This window comes from Rhizobium sp. PP-F2F-G48 (assembly GCF_004342335.1).
GTDB lineage: Bacteria > Pseudomonadota > Alphaproteobacteria > Rhizobiales > Rhizobiaceae > Ferranicluibacter.
Genome location: NZ_SLVH01000010.1, coordinates 126,045 through 143,168, shown reverse-complemented (window position 1 = coordinate 143,168; position 17,124 = coordinate 126,045). Strand labels below are relative to the sequence as shown.

The 17,124-nt window shown below is 59.8% G+C and carries 13 protein-coding genes and 1 pseudogene; 3 read left to right on the top strand and 11 right to left on the bottom strand.

Translation table 11 applies throughout. From position 1 onward, the window contains the following. Nucleotides 1-861: 861 nt before the first annotated feature. From C8J36_RS20290 to C8J36_RS20260, 7 genes are all read right to left on the bottom strand, one after another. On the bottom strand, nt 862-4,860 hold the full coding sequence (locus tag C8J36_RS20290) for a GreA/GreB family elongation factor (RefSeq protein WP_132537157.1): 3,999 nt from the start codon (nt 4,858-4,860) through the stop codon (nt 862-864). A 9-nt stretch (nt 4,861-4,869) separates the two neighbouring features. Then, nucleotides 4,870-5,589, bottom strand: coding sequence for a hypothetical protein (locus tag C8J36_RS20285; protein WP_132537156.1), 720 nt, complete (start codon nt 5,587-5,589; stop codon nt 4,870-4,872). Nucleotides 5,590-5,682: 93 nt separating this feature from the next. After that, nucleotides 5,683-6,198, bottom strand: a complete 516-nt coding sequence (locus C8J36_RS20280) for a helix-turn-helix domain-containing protein (protein WP_132537155.1) — start codon at nt 6,196-6,198, stop codon at nt 5,683-5,685. Nucleotides 6,199-6,662: 464 nt separating this feature from the next. Then, a complete protein-coding gene (locus tag C8J36_RS20275; protein WP_132537154.1) occupies nt 6,663-7,445 on the bottom strand; it encodes an HNH endonuclease signature motif containing protein in 783 nt (260 codons plus the stop codon). Further along, the gene (locus C8J36_RS20270) at nt 7,438-7,953 is read right to left on the bottom strand and encodes a hypothetical protein (protein WP_132537153.1); all 516 of its coding nucleotides are present in this window, start codon (nt 7,951-7,953) and stop codon (nt 7,438-7,440) included. Before C8J36_RS20270 ends, C8J36_RS20275 begins: the two co-directional genes overlap by 8 nt. Nucleotides 7,954-7,985: 32 nt before the next feature. Next, the gene (locus C8J36_RS20265; protein WP_132537152.1) at nt 7,986-8,372 is read right to left on the bottom strand and encodes a type II toxin-antitoxin system VapC family toxin; all 387 of its coding nucleotides are present in this window, start codon (nt 8,370-8,372) and stop codon (nt 7,986-7,988) included. 3 nt (nt 8,373-8,375) lie between these two features. Further along, nucleotides 8,376-8,624 (bottom strand): AbrB/MazE/SpoVT family DNA-binding domain-containing protein, encoded by a 249-nt coding sequence (locus C8J36_RS20260; RefSeq protein WP_132537151.1) that lies wholly within the window; start codon nt 8,622-8,624, stop codon nt 8,376-8,378. A gap of 266 nt (nt 8,625-8,890) precedes the next feature. Between C8J36_RS20260 and C8J36_RS20255 the strand changes: the two genes are divergently transcribed. The 3 genes from C8J36_RS20255 to C8J36_RS20245 all read left to right on the top strand — a co-directional run bounded on the left by C8J36_RS20255 (nt 8,891) and on the right by C8J36_RS20245 (nt 14,042). After that, nucleotides 8,891-9,490, top strand: a complete 600-nt coding sequence (locus C8J36_RS20255; protein ID WP_132537150.1) for a recombinase family protein — start codon at nt 8,891-8,893, stop codon at nt 9,488-9,490. A gap of 283 nt (nt 9,491-9,773) precedes the next feature. Next, nucleotides 9,774-11,120 (top strand): hypothetical protein, encoded by a 1,347-nt coding sequence (locus C8J36_RS20250; protein WP_132537149.1) that lies wholly within the window; start codon nt 9,774-9,776, stop codon nt 11,118-11,120. A 327-nt stretch (nt 11,121-11,447) separates the two neighbouring features. Continuing rightward, a complete protein-coding gene (locus C8J36_RS20245; protein WP_132537148.1) occupies nt 11,448-14,042 on the top strand; it encodes a DEAD/DEAH box helicase in 2,595 nt (864 codons plus the stop codon). Between the two features lie 56 nt (nt 14,043-14,098). On the opposite strand, the gene C8J36_RS20240 is transcribed toward C8J36_RS20245, so the two are convergent. From C8J36_RS20240 to C8J36_RS25435, 4 genes and pseudogenes are all read right to left on the bottom strand, one after another. After that, nucleotides 14,099-14,443, bottom strand: coding sequence for a hypothetical protein (locus tag C8J36_RS20240; RefSeq protein WP_245506654.1), 345 nt, complete (start codon nt 14,441-14,443; stop codon nt 14,099-14,101). Nucleotides 14,444-14,572: 129 nt separating this feature from the next. Beyond that, a complete protein-coding gene (locus tag C8J36_RS20235) occupies nt 14,573-16,105 on the bottom strand; it encodes an IS66 family transposase (RefSeq protein WP_132537147.1) in 1,533 nt (510 codons plus the stop codon). A 56-nt stretch (nt 16,106-16,161) separates the two neighbouring features. After that, entirely contained in the window at nt 16,162-16,518 is a 357-nt protein-coding gene (gene tnpB, locus C8J36_RS20230) for an IS66 family insertion sequence element accessory protein TnpB (RefSeq protein WP_132537146.1), read from the bottom strand. A gap of 233 nt (nt 16,519-16,751) precedes the next feature. After that, nucleotides 16,752-16,859: pseudogene (locus C8J36_RS25435) on the bottom strand (transposase); the annotation flags it as partial. Nucleotides 16,860-17,124 lie beyond the last annotated feature (265 nt).

The following is a 17,124-nucleotide window of genomic DNA, read 5'->3' as shown; positions in this document are numbered from 1 at the left end:
CTCACTGTGATGGCGATGACCGTGACGGTCAAGAAAAGTGACACGGATGTGCGCGTTACCCTCGTTATTTCAACTGCATGTTCAAAGGCGGCTTTGCTCGAGTCGTCCGCCAGAAGCTGACTGACCGCTACCGGCCCCAAACCCGCCTTCCCGCCTCGGGACGCTAGGCAGCTGCAGCGACGACGCCAGTGGTTGCTGGAATGGTGGCAGCGCCTGCGTTCGCGCTGGATATGTGAGGACCTCGAGCAGCGCATGGCAGTCGGCCCGATCACGAACCGCCCTTCAGCGACTGTATCACCACCGCGATGGTCTTGTCGTTCGTGCCCGATCTCACCCGCACAACGACACCCTCGATCCCGCCATTCGGCCGCGATGCCGTTCACCTTCGGCGCTTCGGCTTGGTTGGTAAAACCGCCTGAGCCGGAGGCATCGCCTCGCTCAACCTCCACCGCGACATCGACGCGCTCGCGGGAGCGATCAACACCCCGTGGACGACCAGCCCCGTGGAAGGACAGATCAGCCATCTCAAGATGATCAAGAGAACGACGTACGGGCGCGCCGGCTTCGATCTCCTGTGCGAACGCGTCATGGCCTCAGCATGACCGCTCCATAGGAAGTACGGACGAACCGGTTTCCACTTGGCATCGACATGCGTCAGCCCTCGTGCCTTCAAAGGTCGCAAGCCTTGCCCAAATTTAGCGCTGCGGTAATGACCTAATTTTGGGTTTACGGCCGAGTTCTACTCTTTGCGCCACCGCTTGCGCTCGCGCTGCGGCAGTCCGCTCGATCATTCGAGCACGTTCCTATTTCGCCGCTATTTCGAGCATGGCTACCGACGATCCGCCGAATGGAGGCACCTGATCACCGCCTTGCACGGTGGATCTTTCTTTTATTTGGTGCCGAGATCGACTTCCTGACTCCGCGCCCCGTTTTTCGCGAACGCATTCCCTCGGCGATATCGTCAATCTCACGCGTGGCCGCAGTGACTTCCCCGGCAGACAGAAAATGACCGGCGATCCATCGGTCAATGTGGTCCTGCGCTGTCGCCACACAGCCACGCTTGAGAAGCGCGAGCACAAAAGCCCAATCTCCGGTTCGAAACCGAACGATCCGCTCCAGAAGAGCGCTCGTCGCTTGCATGCACGGCAGATTGAATCCATCAGATTCGCGCCAAAGCTGGTTCAGAAACTCGGTTGCCACTGCGATATGTGATTGAAGGTCGGCGTTCTGCGTGCCGATGAAATTAGCGACCGCCTCGAAATTATGTTGCCGTTGGTCGTCTTCAGCTCGAAGGACCGCGAGAATGGTTGCTGCGTTGAGAGCGAGATGGCCATGACGTCGCCAAGCGAGCTTCACCACAAGATCGACATAACGTCGACCGTCGATCAAACCTGTCTCGTAGGCAAATGAGAAGATGGCTTGCAGCCACAGTCCTTTCGCCGCACAGCAGGCCTCGGCGTACTGGCGATAATACATGTCTTCGGAAACGAGGAGGTGGTCCGTCCCGGCAAGGTTAGCGGCATCAAGAACATAGCTGCCGAACGACTGGCTTATGAGGGAGGCGATCTCGCTCGGATGGTCGGGAGCCACAACGGAGCGAACCTCGCAGGCTGCCTCGATGCGTGTGAGCTGTTCGACGATGTGGTTGCGCCGAGCGGCAATATCCTCCCTCGTGTGCTCTTGCCGGATGTACTGGCCCTTGTGCCACGTCATCGTCATCGACCGCTCAGCGGTCGTTTCCTGGTCGTCCCGAAGGGTCCTGATCTCGTCGATAACTGTTTGTGGAACGATCAGCGTGCCGAAAACCGCTTCGAGCACATCGAAGGCATCCATGGTGGATACTGTCCAGGCAGTGTAGGCGTCGAGCACCGCTCCTGAATGACGATGGGTCTCGAGGAGATTGTGGGCTGCCGCACGCTCCGGTTCATTGCCTACACAGGCGCGGATGTCGAAATCGAGGAAGCGAATATACTCGACAAAGCGGATCGTATCATGACCGCTCTTTGCCACGACAAAGCTGATGGGGCAGTTGTTCTTCAGATAAAGATCGGCGCGGTTGCGATTGCCTTCCGCCGCGCGCCGGATTTGGTCCAACGCTGGCTGGATGTCGCCCTCCTGCATTGTGAACTTGTAGAAGCCTCTGGCACCCGGAAATCGGTTCTCGAAGTTCTCCATGATGTCGTGAAGGGCATGTAGATATTTGTGCTTGATCTCGGCGACGCGCCACCGCCGCGTGCCACCGAGCGGAACCGGCATCTCGAATTCTTCACCGACCCGAAGCCCGAGAGCGGCGGCGGCCATCGGATGGGTTGGGCTCACGATATCATCCGCCGGTCGATCCCCTCCCTCCTCGATGAGAAATGCATAACGCTCATGCCGGTCGTTTTCGAGTCGTACCCAGATGTCAGACGCAACAGTCTCCACGAGCGGGATCAGACCCTTGTCGGGATCCATCATAATCAGCCCGAAGTAGCGCAGGGCAGCTTTGTGATCGTTGCGAGCGAATTGCAGGACGCTATAGGCATACTGAATCGCCCTCGGTCCCTGACCGCATTTTCGCATGACCTGCGCGAGAAACATCTTCTGAGCAGGAGTACCTTTGACCGTCGCCAGATCGATGCCCTCGACGAGCCCCTTCACCTCGTCGCCACGATCGAGGCGATGCAGAACGGAAAAAAGCGCGATGTAATTGTCGAGATCGGGCTCGGCCAAGACGGCCTTTCGCAACGCGGCTTCGGCTTCTGACAGCGCGCCGCGATTGAAGTGCAGCAGGCCTTCGGCGTGCAGGTAATAGGGATGCTCGCGAACCGCTTCGGGAAGCCTGGCGAAGAACGAAAGCGCACGCTGGCGGATCGGGCTGTCATTGACGAAGGCCCGCGCCAACATCCGCAGTTCGTTGCTGTTGTGGTCTTCCGCCACTCTGCCATCCAGCAAGCCGATGACGATCGCGGCATCGCCGCGGCGGTTGGCATGGTGCGCCACCATTAACCGGTCGGCTGCGGGACTGTCATCGTCGATTTGTTTCAGGGCCGCCTCGAAAGCGGCGTCGGCGATATCCTCAATCTTCTCCCCGCGCGCAAAATCGGCAACGACAATGGAAGCACGCGGATCGTGCGCCGCGTCGTTGGAAACGATCGCGATCCTACGTCGGCGTTCCTCGGGATCGTCAATGTCGATCCTGACGGCCGCGAGGCCTGCGATAGCTTTGATAATGGCCTCCTCGGTTGAGGGGATCAGCGACGCATTGTTCTCGAATAGCGCGACGATCTCCGGCCAATCGGCTCGCTCCGCGTGATAGCGGAATTTCATCACGACGCTGTCGGCGGTTACCGGGAGCCTGGGAAGAAGCTCCGCTGCGAAGGCTTCATCGCCCGCTTCGATAGCGACCATAGCAGCGCGGATGAGAAGCTCGGCGTCATCCGACGCAAGAGCGAGACCCTGGCGGGCAATGTCGAGCGCCTTGGGAAACTCTTCTAGGGCAGCCAGCCCTACCACGAGGTTGCCGCAGAGGGCCGCATCTTCGGTTCGCAAAGGGCCGTCGGTAACGCTTTCGAGATCCCATTGGGAAGCAAGTGCCTCGGTCGCCGCCTGCAATCGCTGCCGCTCCGCTAAACACAGAACGCGCGTGCGCTGGAAACGCTGGCTGGTCAGGATTTCATCGAGGTCGGCCTCGGCAGCGAACTGCACGACATGAGGGTCGGTCGGATGCATAGCGAGCGTCTTGCGGACTGGCCCCCACCATTCTCCCGGTTCGCCGCGGCGCCTGACGAAATCGATCCAACCGATCTGCACGGTCGCGGTTTCGCGCAGCGCCTTCGGAACGAGCCCAAGCGGATCGGTCACAGTCAGGTCGAACCTAGCGGCCTGGACGAGATAGCCGGCGAGCCATTCGTTCGAAGGGTCGGCTGCGAGGCAGGACCTTCCGAACACCATCACGTCCTCCCAATCGCCCTGGAGCAGGAGGCCGAAAGCCTTGTTGGCGACCGCCTTCGGCTCGTCTGGCGCGTGGTCGTAGGAGGCGAGCAGCATGGTGGCAGCCTCGGCATCCCGTCCGAGCGCCAGAAGGCAATGGCCGATATTCGCCTGGATGCGAAACAGTATTCGGCCTGAGGCGGTATCGCCGACCCGTGCCAATAGCCGCTCCAGAAGCGGCATCGCGGTCAGTGTCTTGCCGCTGTTGAGAAGATCGCGGTACTCGTCAATCTCTGCATCGAGATGGGCCTCGATGGCGTTTACCGTGACGGTGCTGTCGCCCGGAGACGTAACCAGTCGCGCGGCAAGCATTGCTTCCACACGCATCATTCCAGCCGTTACCGTGGCGATCTCGGCTCGTGCCTCTTCCTGTCCGATGGAAAGGGATTTGGTCTCGGCGAGGATTTCCTCGCTAAAGAGCGTGTAGGTTGGATCGAAGGCTTTGCGAGCGGCCGCATCCTCGCTAATTCGCTCTTCAAGCGTGTTCCATCCCCATACGAAGACGCGCATTGGCGTGCCGACCGCAGCCAACTCCCGCGTGATCCGGCGCGCCAGCTCCTGCATCGCGACGTCATCGGGCGCCGTCGTGATCACGTAGTATTCACTGAGAGGCGGCTTGAAGGTCAGTGCCTTTTTGATCTCGGCGCGAACCTCATCTTCGGAAAGCACGTGCCCCTCGCTCTTCAGCTTGCACTGGATGCCGACGTGCCAGTCGACGTTTCCGTCACGCAGGCCGAAAAGGTCGACACCATTCTGGCGCTGGCCTCGTCGACCATTCCGCTGAACGGAGGGATCGTTGAGCAGGCCGCGCCACAACACGACCGAAGCACGCTCGAACGCCTGCTCGTCGGCAGGTTTTGGGATCTGGGTGGCAGCGAGCAGAGACATCAGCGGAACTCAGAACAAGAGGCCGGCATCGTCAGGCGATTGAGCCAGCACCGCCGGCACGCGGCTGTGATGCTCGATCCAGGCCCGCGTTTCGGTGCTGATCCAGCCGGCAACCTGCAAGAGAGATGCATAGTCAGCGGCAAGATGCCGATCGACGATCGGTTCGTGATGGGCGATCCGATTCCGGAAGGTACGCAGATAATCGAGGGGCCCGTGTGCCGCCTTGCGGCTCAGACGCGCATGCGGGAAAGCACGGAAAACACCGGCACGCCAGATCGTCATGTCGTAATTGGCCTTGCCGTAACCCGGTAGCCGTCCGCCCGAACCAAGCAAGGCGACCCAGAATCCGAAGGATAGCGCCGCGACCATGTGGGGCGGATCGTCGGGATAGCCATAGCGGCGCAGATCCGAGCGGGCCGAAGAAATCCTAGCAAGCGTCCCGGCATCGAGCCCCGCTGCCGGATTATCGTACCAGTCGGCGCCGTAGCGAGTTGCAAGTTCGCGATGCATCCCATTGCGCAAGGCGATCTCCAGCCCCTGAAGCGGCCCATAAAAGGCTGCGCTCACCGCAGTGTTCCATGTATAGAGACGAACCGCCTTCTCCCGGTCGCCTCCCGCCCGGCCGACATAGGTTGCCATTCGCTCCGGCGACAGCGATGTCTCCAAGGCATCGATGATAGCGTCGGTGTAGGAGAAGGCGTTCTTGACTACTGCCTCCCGATCACCCATATTGCCTCCCGTAGGCCCTGGGTACGCCTCTGCCGTTGGCATGCACCCGGGGCTCAGCCTTTCTAGAGGCTTTTCTCTCCCACAATTCGCTGATCATGCCGCGGCCTCCTTGGAGGTCGCCGGGGTTTTCGAGGACTTGTAGCCGCGCTTAGTAACCGCCTTGCGGGCAGCACGGGCAGTTTCCTCCGCTTCGCGGAAGTCAGGCTCAAGCGTCTGCAGCTTCTTTACAAGTCCGGTAAGATCATAGGTGTTGCTGAGCTTGCCGCCGTTGCTGGCGCGCCGCTCGATCCGCTGGACTAAACCCTCCTTCTCCAGTTCCGCGATGTAGCGCTGGATTTGACGCTCGCTCAAGCTGAGGCGCTGCGACAGAGTCTCCTTGCTCGGGAATGGCTTGCGCTCCTTGTCCCACCAGAAATCGCAGAGCTGCAGCAGCACCGCGAGCTGGGTCGGACTGAGATTCAGACGGCGCTGCGCACGCAGCAGCAGCGACGGCACGACACAAAAGCCCAGATCCATAACGGCGTGGCCCCATTTTTCGGCAGAGCTTTTCGTCGTCTTGGACGCAGGCGTGGATTTGTCTTCGGCTGGTTGTTCGGCTTCCATAGACATGATACGTTTCCCGTTGACTGTCGAAGCCAACAAATCAGTAGGTTATCGCGATCCGCAATGTTCAGCAAACGGACATATTTGACGCCTCCTACCAGACATAAGTGTCCGCAGGGCTAAAGACAAGGGTGTCTTCTAAAAAAGAACGCATCGTTCAATCTGGATGAAACGCGATGCGGGATAAACGAGTAACGCTTAACTCCCGGTCAGGAATGACCGGTGGTTTAGCGCTTTCGCCGCGCTAGATTACGTGAAATTCTGCGTGTCTACGCTGATCTCGTTGAGGACATCGAGGTCAGCCGTGTCACAGCTTTCAGCAAATCGCGTATCGGGTGACCGATCTGTCGTTCCAGGCGCGTTTTCTTGTCTCCTTCACCAGCCGATGGTGACGAGCGCGACAGGTTGACCGGAGACGCCTTACCTGAAAGGCAATTACACTGGAAAGGCGACGCAAGTGGCCGCCAAGCTCATCCCCCATGTTTGGACAGATATTCTTCAAAGCTCGAAAAGAGAGCCTGGCCCTTCGCCGCATTGATCCTGCCAAACCTCGTCTTGGCAATGCGAGCTTGGAGATAGACGCATAAGTCCGCGAAGCGAGCGAGACTTACCAGCTCCCATTGAGACCCGAACTCGCGTTTGATGGAAGCATAGATCACCGCATGTTTGAATTCGCCGCTCCGGCTGGGCTCAAGCTTCGCAAACTGTATGTAGCGATCGATCAGATATTTGACGTAGCGCCGCCGGTCGCCGTCGGCCCCGATTGATCCGGCGGGCGCAGCGATTTTTGGCTTGCTCTTAGTTGTCTTGAAAACGACCGTCCCCGCCTGGACGGATCCAGGGCTGTTGATTGCGATATTGCCTCGGTTGTCGGTGATGACGAGATCATGCAGCTTGGCCAGCAAGGCGGCCGCAAAGAATGCATCGTTAGGACGCTCAGGTTCACTATGGTCCGCCTCGGCCCGCGCCTTCATGTCCTTTAGCAGCGCGACTGAGAAAACCTCCGGTTGGGCGTCGATTGTCCGGTGATGCGTCGGGCAAAGCAGCAGCAGATTGTCATAGCTCTGCCGCTCAGTTTCGCTCTGGCTGGGATCATAGCGCGGCCCATGCGCATTGCGGGCCTTCATATGGCAAATCTCGCCAATGATCGCCCCGCTCTCGTCTACGAGCCGTACGGCGCAGCCCGGAAAGGCGCAGCGCCGGCCCGCCTCAAAGAAGAGCCGTTTGATCGTCGACAGCAACGGCTCAGCCATGGGATCCTCGGCGTCTCAATGGGTTTGGTCGGCAGAAGCAGTGGACCGCCGCCGCTTTCAACCGGAACATTGGGTTGATCTCGGCACTGATCGGCTGCGAGGGCTCCTGCAATTCCGAGAGAACACCGACGACACCCAGCATGCCGATTTCGTCACAGGCGAAAGCGACCATGCCGAGTTCGATGACTTCGTGCGTGGCATGGTCGATACCCGTCGTCTTGGTCTCTAGGATGATGCTGAGCCGCGGCCAGAATCCCGGCTGACGGTCCGCCGGCAGCCAGTGCTGAGGCATGATAGGTCGAGGCTCGAGCTTGCGAAGGACACGATACCGCCCGGTCGACTCCAAGCGCTCGACCAAGGAGATGTCGATCTTCAAGGCTTTCCTGTGGGCCAGGGGACTTCCCACGATGCGTCGCGAAGGGGTGGGTCGGCGGGTCTTGGCAAGCGCGCGTGGGGAGGGCGAGGGCACGCCGAAGAATTCCGTCAGGAAGGGCTGGTCGCTCGCCATCGGCTTGTCTCCTTCCATCCTCACAACCCGCTTCAGCGAACGACCTCGACCTTAACGCCGGCAGCCTTGGCGATTTCCTTCCAGGTCCGATCGCTCGTGAGGGCCGACGCCCCCAGTTTCTTGGCCAGTGCGAGGCAGAACCGATCACCCAGCGACAGACCCACTTCCTTCGACACCGATCGCAGACGTGCGGCCTCTTCGGCGACGTCCTGACCCACGGGGACGATGGTGATGTCGAGGTCGGATAGATCCTGCACCGCCTCGATTGCACCGAGGCCACGATCGATCAGCTTGGAGAGTACCTCGGTGTAGTTGACGACGGACATGCTGGCATCGCCGAGCCGGGCTTCAACCTTCTCGGACCCTTTCTCGGAAAAAAGCAGGCAGAGAACGGCGGACGCATCGAGAACGCAGGCCATCTGCTATTTCCTTTCCGCTTCCTGACGCCGTTCGGCTATCAGCTCGTCTGCCACTGATCCGTTTTCCGGTGCATAGTCGCGCAGCTTCTCCTGCAGACGCCGCAACGCCGAACGGGCAGGGCGGATGCGAACCTCTTCGCCGTGCAGTTCGATCAGAACGGTATCGCCCTTCTGCAATCCCATCGATTTACGAAATGCTGCCGGCAGGATCACCCGCCCCCCTTCGACAATCTTGCCTTTGACTGCAGGCATGGCCTAAACCTTTCAATGCGCCATGCACTTTGCAAAGCAGAATGTGACTTATATGCCAGAAATACGTGACAGTGCATAGACCATGGTAAACCGGTAATTCTACAAATACAAAGATCGAAGACGCTCATGGCCTTTCAAAACCGCATGACCTGCGCTTAAACGATCGGTTTCGAGCGGGGATAAAGACATATGCGCAGAAACCAGCTTTCATCAGTTTTGGGCATGCGCTATAATATCAGGACGTTTTGGAGCAGATTTGAGCGCCCATGTCCCGACTTTTCGCCTATGTCCGCGTCTCCACCAACGGCCAAACCACCGACAACCAGATCGGCGAGATCCGTGACGCGGGGTTCGAGGTCCAAGTCCGGCGCGTGGTCTCCGAAACTGTTTCCGGCTCGCTCGCGGCTAGAGAGCGCGAAGGCTTCCGAAAGCTCCTTGAGCGGATGGAGGAGGGGGACGTCCTCGTCGTCACCAAAATGGACCGGCTCGGTCGCAACGCGATGGACGTGCGCGCGACGGTCGAGCTCTTGGCCGCGATTGGCGTCAAGGTCCACTGCTTGGCGCTAGGCGGCGTCGATCTGACGAGTTCGACGGGCCGCATGACAATGAGCGTCATCAACGCTGTTGCTGAATTCGAACGCGATCTCCTCATCGAACGCACCCATGCCGGCCTCGTACGCGCCAAGGAACAGGGGAAAGTGCTGGGCCGTCCGGCCAAGCTGACAGCAGAGCAGAAGCGCGTTGTCTGCGAAAGGCTAGGGGAGGGGGTGTCGATCTCGGCGCTGGCCCGTGAATTCGCGGTCAGTCGCTTGACGATTCAGCGGGCGCGAGATGGCGCTAAGACCATCGTTGGAGCGGACACGTAGTTCGTTTTCTAGCCGCCAGCCGGCTAGAAGAGCCTATGCCACACCTTGTCTTAGGCGCGGCCTCAGCTGATGCGGCATTGGGGTCGTATATCGGCGGTCTGGCTGGCAGAGTAGGAACAGCTCTGCGTTTAGAAACGACAATGCATTCGAACACAGTTTCCATTCGTGCCTTGCAGCGCGAGTAAGACTGATATCAACTCAAGAGTGCAGAATGTTTTTCAAGAGGCTCGGCGACTTTTCGTTTCCAACCGTCTCATAGAGTTACAGAGTGGGGGAACGACCAATGACGAGTTACAGATGGACAAGGCACAAGGTCGTTGATGCGGCTGGCAACAGATCGGTGGGCGATGTACCGATCAGCCTATGGTGGCTGGCCCGCGCCGCCGCGGAAGAGACCCTTCAGGGCTCGCCCATGGTTTCGGCTTGGCTAACATTGTTTCGTTCGCATTTGAGCTCAACTGAATCGCACGAGTTGCGCTGGAATGGGGATTTGGCGGAGAGCGCCGAACTCCGACGGAGCTATTCCGGCTTGTACGGCCGCTTCATGGCTCGGGCGCTGCTGACTCATCATTTGGGTCTCAGCCGTTTCGTATCGCTTAAGCGTAACGGCATCACCCTTCCCGGGTCGATCGCAGTTACCCGCAATGCAGCCGGCGACATCCCCGATTGGTTGGCTTGGGACAGCAGGAACAACAGGTTCGTGCTCTGCGAGGCCAAAGGCAGTCTGACGGCGAACGATTTCCTAACCAGGGATCCGCCTCGCTGTGTGGCAGAAGGCAAAAAGCAGTTTAGCCGCGTCTCGAGCGTGATCGCTGGGAGAGTGACCCACCCTGCAGAGTGGGTGGCAGCATCACGATGGTCAACGGATCAGCGCGGAGGACCACCGATAACACTTCTTTGGGATCCCCCTGTTTCGGACACTCCATTCGAGCCGGAAGAGGCAGACCGGCATCGTGAAGCGATCACACGGGCGTGGCTCGACAGCATTGCACCTGGATTTGGCTTAGCCAACGCGAATAAGGTTCTCGCAGCGGCTGAGAAGGATCACACAGTGGTCGTCCGCGCCAAGCCTGGACCCGTTCCAGAGTCACGCGATTGGCCTCTCGGTGGAGGCCCTGGGGTCGATGAAACAGACATCACCGACGGCGTCATTGTATCAGCCGACGCACCGTTGGATTTGGGGCTGCAGACCATAGATGCTTACCGATACGTACGGCCTGAAACTGAGGTTTCAGGGGATTCTGTGTTCGTGGAGCGACCGCGTCTGCCAGACAGACCAACGACCAGCTTGGCGAATGCTCCAATCTACGAAGGTCGCGAGGTCCTCGCGCCACGTCCGCAGGAAAAGTCGCCGTTCGAAGGTAGCCTCGTTGCTGCGCTGGTCACCCGGTTCGGCATCCGCCCGGTTCGCAACAAAACGGACTGGCTGGCAGTTCGCGAGGCTCAAGACCGAGCGAGGGAACTCCAAGAACCGGCAATGCTCATCGGTATACCTCGCGAAATTAATATAGGGCGCCGAATTGAAGGCGTTGAATGGCAGGACGGCGCCGGGATCGCAATGCCGGATGATATGGTTCTGTTCGATTTGCGTGAGGTCGACGTCGAGCCGGGAGTTGATTTGCCTGATTGACGCGAAAGCATTGGTATGCACGGCTGCGAGGTGTCGATACTAGCCTGGTTGAACTCCTCCTTAGGCATCGTTTTAAGTTTTCGTCAGTTTAGCGCAGCCGCCGATCACCGATGCCTTGCCCGATTTTTGGGTCGGGATCTGACAGACGGAAAGTGACAAACGTCTCCTGTGTGCTGCAAGCACCCGCTCCATGTTATATGATGACAGTTGCGCTTCAAATGGTAGTTTGCAGCCTCGATCTTCGACGGTTCACCTCGTCGCATTTCTTTTTTGAAACTCAATAGAAGCAGAAGTTGTTGATTTATTTCCGGAAGGCACCCTCTTTTCATGGCATTCAAGAAGAACACTGCAACCTTAAGCGCACCCGATTCGCCGGCCAAACTTTTCCAGACTTTGACACGGCGAAAACTGCCGGACGTCATGACCCACCAGCGCGACATGCTTCGCGCTTATGGCGACCAGATGGTTGAGGAGAAGGATGTCGCACTTCAGTTGCCAACGGGAAGCGGAAAGACGCTCGTCGGTTTGCTGATCGCGGAATGGCGGCGGCGCAAGTTTAATGATCGGGTTGTTTATCTTTGCCCGACGCGACAACTCGTCAACCAGACAGTTGATCAAGCGCAGAATCGCTACGGTATCGACGCCGTTGGCTTCACCAGCGCGAAGAAGAATTATCCGGCGGCAGCGAAGTCGGATTACACGACCGGAAGCAAGGTCGCTGTCACGACCTATTCAAGCCTGTTCAACGTCAACCCCTTCTTCAGCAACCCTGATGTCATCATCATTGACGATGCTCACGCCGCCGAGAACTACATCGCCAAGATGTGGTCCTTGGAGATTCCGGCGGGAGACGAGGAACATGCCGAGCTTCATGCTGCCGTCAGTGACCTGCTGCGCCCTTATCTGACCGGCCAGTCCCACGCGCGTCTTACCGGAGAGTGGAGAGATCCTTCGGATGCGACATGGGTTGACAAACTGCCGTCTACCGTCCTTCAGGAAATCGCGCCGAAGCTCACCGCGGTTTTGGACGCCAATTCTGATGCCAGCGACGACGTGACGTTCCGCTGGCGATTGCTGCGCGATCATTTGTCGTCGTGCCATGTCTATCTTGCGTCGCGCGAAATCCTTATCCGCCCGCTCATCCCGCCGGTCTGGACCCATGCCCCTTTCGCCAATGCGACGCAGCGGATCTTCATGTCCGCGACACTGGGTGCCGGGGGTGATCTGGAGCGATTGACAGGAACCTCCTCGATCAGGCGCCTCCCGGCACCTGAAGGATTCCGGTCGACGGGCGTAGGACGCCGCTTCTTCATTTTTCCAGGCCTGTCGCTTGAGCCGGCCGACTGCGAAAAACTGCGTCTAAAGATGCAGAAACTCGCCGGGCGATCGGTTGTCTTGACGCCAAACGATGCAGCGGCGGCGACTATCCGAAAACAGGTCGAGGAACTCGACGGCTTCGAGGTTTTCAACGCCGCCGACATCGAACACTCGAAGGAGGATTTTGTCGGCGCTGATAAGGCCGCAGCCATCATGGCCGGCCGCTTCGACGGTATCGATTTTCCCAACGACGAATGCCGCCTCCTGTGCCTAGATGGTCTGCCCAAAGCGACCAATGCCCAGGAACGTTTCCTGATGACCAAGATGGGCGCGATGGCTTTGTTCAACGAACGCCTCCAGACTCGTGTGTTGCAGGCAGCCGGGCGCTGCACTCGTGCCCTTCAGGATCGTTCCGCAGTGTTTGTTACCGGGCATGAACTGCTTGAATATCTTGCCGACGATCGCAACTGGGCGCATTTCCATCCCGAGCTACAGGCCGAGCTCGCCTTCGGTGTCGAGCAATCAAAGGATGTCGAAACCGACGATCTCATTGGTAACTTCAAGAGTTTTCTCGCCAACAAGAATGATTGGGCCGAGGCGAACGCAGAGATTCTGAATGAAGCAAACAGTTACACTCAGACGCCATATCCCGCGATGGACATTCTCGAAGATGTCGTTGCCCATGAGGTGCGCTATTCGAAGGCGCTATGGATGGGAGACGCCGATACAGCGCTCGTCGAAGCCCGTGCTATTACGGCGAAACTAACGGCGCCCGAACTGCGCGGTTATCGCGCCCTGTGGCACTATCTTGCAGGCGCCGTGGCCTGGTCGATGTCGAAAGTCGCAAACGATGCGCATCAGCAGGCTGCGCGTGAGCAGTTTGCCGAAGCAATGAAGGCGGCGCCGGGTGTGGGTTGGCTGGCGCGGCTTGCGAAGGCGCAATCGACGGATGAGGCAGCCGAATCCGAGATCGTAGATGAGGACGCCATCGTTCAGGTCGAACGCCTTGAAGCGGCGCTACTTGCGATGGGTACGGCGAACGACCGCGCATTCGAGAAGAAGGCCAAGCGCATCCTCAAGAGCTTAAGACAACCGGAGACATTCGAAGAAGGCCAGCGCGAATTGGGAGAGTTGCTCGGATTCATTGCCGGGAACGGAGAGTCAGATGCCGCCCCCGATCCATGGTGGCTTGGTGAGACAAAGGGCATCGTCTTCGAAGATCACGCGAACGGCGTTGCTACAACGGTCTTCGGAGCCGAAAAGGCGAAACAGGCTGCGATGCACCCCGACTGGATTAAGGAAAATGTGCCGGGAGCCAGTGATCTGAACCTGACTGCCATTCTCGTCACGCCGTGCGTCAAGGCTGGCATTGGTGCGAAACCTGCCTTGAAGAAGGTGCTTTACTGGTCTGTTGACGACTTTCAGAAATGGGCGAAGAAGGCCATCCAGACCATCCGGGAACTGAAAGCGAAGCTCCCTCCTCACAGTGATTTATTCTGGAAGGACGAAGCGAAGGAGCGCCTGCATAAGGATGGACTGACCCAATCGACGATCGTCGATCAACTGCAAACCGCTGCCGATGTGATGGACTTTGTTGGGAAATGATCGTTCCTCGTCTCGGTTGAGTTTTAGCCGAGACGGGAGCATTCTGGCACAGATCCTTACTTCTTCGTGCCTGCGTTCAGGAACATCGGGAAGAAGCTGCGCTGGTTCTTTAGCTTTATGACGTCGTTGACGGCGATCGTGTTGGCTCTGCGACGCTCCCCGCCCGCTGGCGTAATCACCTCCAGGTCCGGATTCTCAATGATCGCCGCATGAACATCGTCGGCATGGGCGGGGGTGAAATTGTAAATGCTTTCGTAGAATTCCATCACCGATATCGCATCGCCGGCCTCGGTCACGAGGCGGGGGATGTCATCCAGGAGTTGGGTTTTTGCCGAGGCCCGCCCATTGTCGTCGAAGAGATAGAGCATCCCTTCGTCGTGTCGGGGATCGTAGGACAGCATATTAAGGCCCGGGCGCCCCACGTGCGCCTGTAGGCTCGCATTGTCGTGGAGGATGTTGTTGTAGACCTGCCGCGCCCGATAGGCGTTGGCGAAGTGGATCAGCCAGTATCGCCATCGTAAGCGTCGTCCTCAGGCCACGGCAGCGAGCTCATTTTTCGGCTTGAACTTCCACGGCATGAGATCATCAATCTCACTATTGGGGTGGCCCTGAACGATCATCGTGATGACGTCGGTGAGGTAGGCCTGTGGATCGACGCCGTTGAGTTTGCAGGTTCCGACGAGCGAGGCGACGACGGCCCAGTGGCCGGCACCGCCGTCCGAGCCGGCGAAGAGGGCGTTCTTGCGGGTCAGGGCGAGCGGGCGGATTGAGCGCTCGACGGTGTTGTTGTCGATTTCAACGCGGCCATCGTCGGCGAAGCGGCAGAGCCCCTCCCAACGTGAGAGCGTGTAGCGGATGGCCTCGGCCAGCTTGGTCTTCTGGCTGATGAGTTGGATCTTCTCGCGCAGGAACGGCTCGATCGCGTCGAGGATCGGCCGGATTCGCTCCTGCCTTGCCAGGCGACGCAGTTCGCCGCTCCGTCCGCGGATCTCGGTCTCGATCCTGTAGAGCGCGGCGATGCGCTCCAGCATCTCTGTTGCGATCGGTGCGGGGCCGGCGGCAGCGAGTTCGTAGAAGCGCCGGCGGACGTGAGCCCAGCAGAAGGCAAGCTTCACGTCGCCCTTCTCGGCCAGCACCTTGTAGCCTCCATAGCCATCGACCTGGAGGATGCCGGTAAAGCCCTGGAGATGAGCAATGGGTCGTTCGGCCTTTCGGTCGGGCGCGTAGACATAGGCGACGGCGGGCGGATCCGCGCCGTCGAAGGGTCGGTCATCGCGGGCATAGGCGAAGAGTTGGCCTGTCTTCGTCCGGCCGCGGCCGGGATCGAGCACCGGCGCGGTCGTCTCGTCCGCAAACAGCTTCGAGGACGCCCTCAGATGCCCCAGCAACCGTTCGTGGACTGGCCGGAGCAAGAAGGCCGCTCTTCCGACCCAGTCGGCGAGCGTCGAGCGATCGAGATGCACGCCCTGGCGGGCGTAGATCTGCGCCTGACGGTAGAGCGGCAGATGGTCGGCATATTTGGAGACGAGCACCTGAGCAACGGTCGCCTCGGTCGGAATGCCGCCCTCGATCAGTCGCGCCGGTGCCGGCGCCTGGACGACGACGCCTTCGCAGGCCCGGCAGCCGTAGCGGGGACGGCGGGTGACGAGAACCCGGAACTGGGCCGGCACGATGTCGAGCCGCTCGGTGACATCCTCACCGATGACATGCAGGGCATGGCGGCAGCACGGACAGGCCTTGTCCTCGATATCGACGACGGTCTCGATCCGCGGGAGATGGGCAGGCAGCGAGCCTCGGTTGGCCCGACGCTTGGCGGCGTGCTCTGTCCGCACTGCCGGAGCCGCGGTCTCTTCGGCAGCCTCGTCAGCGGCGACGCCTTGTTCGACCTCTTCGAGGCCGAGCAGAAGCTGATCCTCCGGCAGCGTCTCGGCCCGGCGGCCGAAGCGGTGGCGCTGCAATTCCTTGATGATCTGCTCGAGACGTTCAGCCCGCAGATGCTCGGCGATCAGCATCGCTTTGAGCGTGCCAGGATCGTCGGGAAGCGTGTCAGCCGCCAGGGTCATGGGGGGAAGTGAATCACCTCCTCATGCCGGCAGCAACAGACTTTGCCGCTTTTCCGTTATCCCGGCAGAGCCGGCACGCGGGTCTCGCGCACAGCGTGGACGCGGCGCCAGTCGAGCCCTTCCAGAAGGGCTGAGAGCTGCGCCGCCGTCAGATGCAGGACGCTGTCCTCGGCCTTCGGCCAGCGGAACTCGCCGTCCTCCAGACGTTTGGCCACCAGCACCACGCCTGTGCCGTCCCAGAACACCAGCTTGATCCGGTCGGCCCGCTTGGCGCGGAAGACGTAGACCGCACCTGAGAACGGATCGGCGCCCATCGTCTCGCGCACCAGCGCGGCCAGACCCTCGGCCCCTTTGCGGAAGTCCACAGGCCTGGTCGCCACCATCACGCGGACCGCGCCCGTCGGCCCGATCACGAACCGCCCTTCAGCGCCTGTATCACCGCTGCGATGGTCTTGGCGTTCGTGCCCGATCCCACCCGCACCACGACACCCTCGATCTCCAGCTCGATGCCGCCGCTCGGCCGCGGTGCCGTCCTCCGGCGGCGCTTTGGTTTGGTTGGTAAAACCGCCTGAGCCGGATGCATCCCCTCGACCATCACCGGCACGAAGCTCGGCACCACCGATCCGGCCCCAGGCCCGATTCGGGCCTCCCGGCGCCATCCGAAGACCTGCTGTGGTCGAAGGCCGTGGCGACGCGCTACCTCGGAAACCACCGCTCCCGGCGCCAGCGTCTCTTCCAGGATCCGCGCCTTGTCGTCCGCCGACCAATGCCGGCGTCCGCCAGCCCCGTTGATGATCTCAACCCGGCGCACCAGTCGCTCAGGGTCAAGCCTATGGTCAAATCCAGACACAAATCGATCCTCGCGTTGGATTGTCAGACTCCGCGTTCAGATCGGAAAACGGAAGGTGGGACCGGGAGGACGCTTACTGACATCCGCCGGGGCAGCGATCCGCGAGCCCCATTTGTGAACCGGCTTTGAATAAGAGGTCTGACGCAATCTCGATGGCGATTACGGGGTG

Excerpts from the sequence above, each read along its gene's own strand:
- C8J36_RS20235 (WP_132537147.1), bottom strand. The coding sequence starts at position 16,105 with ATGACCCTGGCGGCTGACACGCTTCCCGACGATCCTGGCACGCTCAAA.
- C8J36_RS20255 (WP_132537150.1), top strand. The coding sequence starts at position 8,891 with ATGTCCCGACTTTTCGCCTATGTCCGCGTCTCCACCAACGGCCAAACC.
- C8J36_RS20270 (WP_132537153.1), bottom strand. The coding sequence starts at position 7,953 with ATGGCGAGCGACCAGCCCTTCCTGACGGAATTCTTCGGCGTGCCCTCG.
- C8J36_RS20285 (WP_132537156.1), bottom strand. The coding sequence starts at position 5,589 with ATGGGTGATCGGGAGGCAGTAGTCAAGAACGCCTTCTCCTACACCGAC.
- C8J36_RS20250 (WP_132537149.1), top strand. The coding sequence starts at position 9,774 with ATGACGAGTTACAGATGGACAAGGCACAAGGTCGTTGATGCGGCTGGC.
- C8J36_RS20290 (WP_132537157.1), bottom strand. The coding sequence starts at position 4,860 with ATGTCTCTGCTCGCTGCCACCCAGATCCCAAAACCTGCCGACGAGCAG.
- C8J36_RS20240 (WP_245506654.1), bottom strand. The coding sequence starts at position 14,443 with ATGCTGTCCTACGATCCCCGACACGACGAAGGGATGCTCTATCTCTTC.
- C8J36_RS20265 (WP_132537152.1), bottom strand. The coding sequence starts at position 8,372 with ATGGCCTGCGTTCTCGATGCGTCCGCCGTTCTCTGCCTGCTTTTTTCC.
- C8J36_RS20260 (WP_132537151.1), bottom strand. The coding sequence starts at position 8,624 with ATGCCTGCAGTCAAAGGCAAGATTGTCGAAGGGGGGCGGGTGATCCTG.
- C8J36_RS20275 (WP_132537154.1), bottom strand. The coding sequence starts at position 7,445 with ATGGCTGAGCCGTTGCTGTCGACGATCAAACGGCTCTTCTTTGAGGCG.
- C8J36_RS20245 (WP_132537148.1), top strand. The coding sequence starts at position 11,448 with ATGGCATTCAAGAAGAACACTGCAACCTTAAGCGCACCCGATTCGCCG.
- C8J36_RS20280 (WP_132537155.1), bottom strand. The coding sequence starts at position 6,198 with ATGTCTATGGAAGCCGAACAACCAGCCGAAGACAAATCCACGCCTGCG.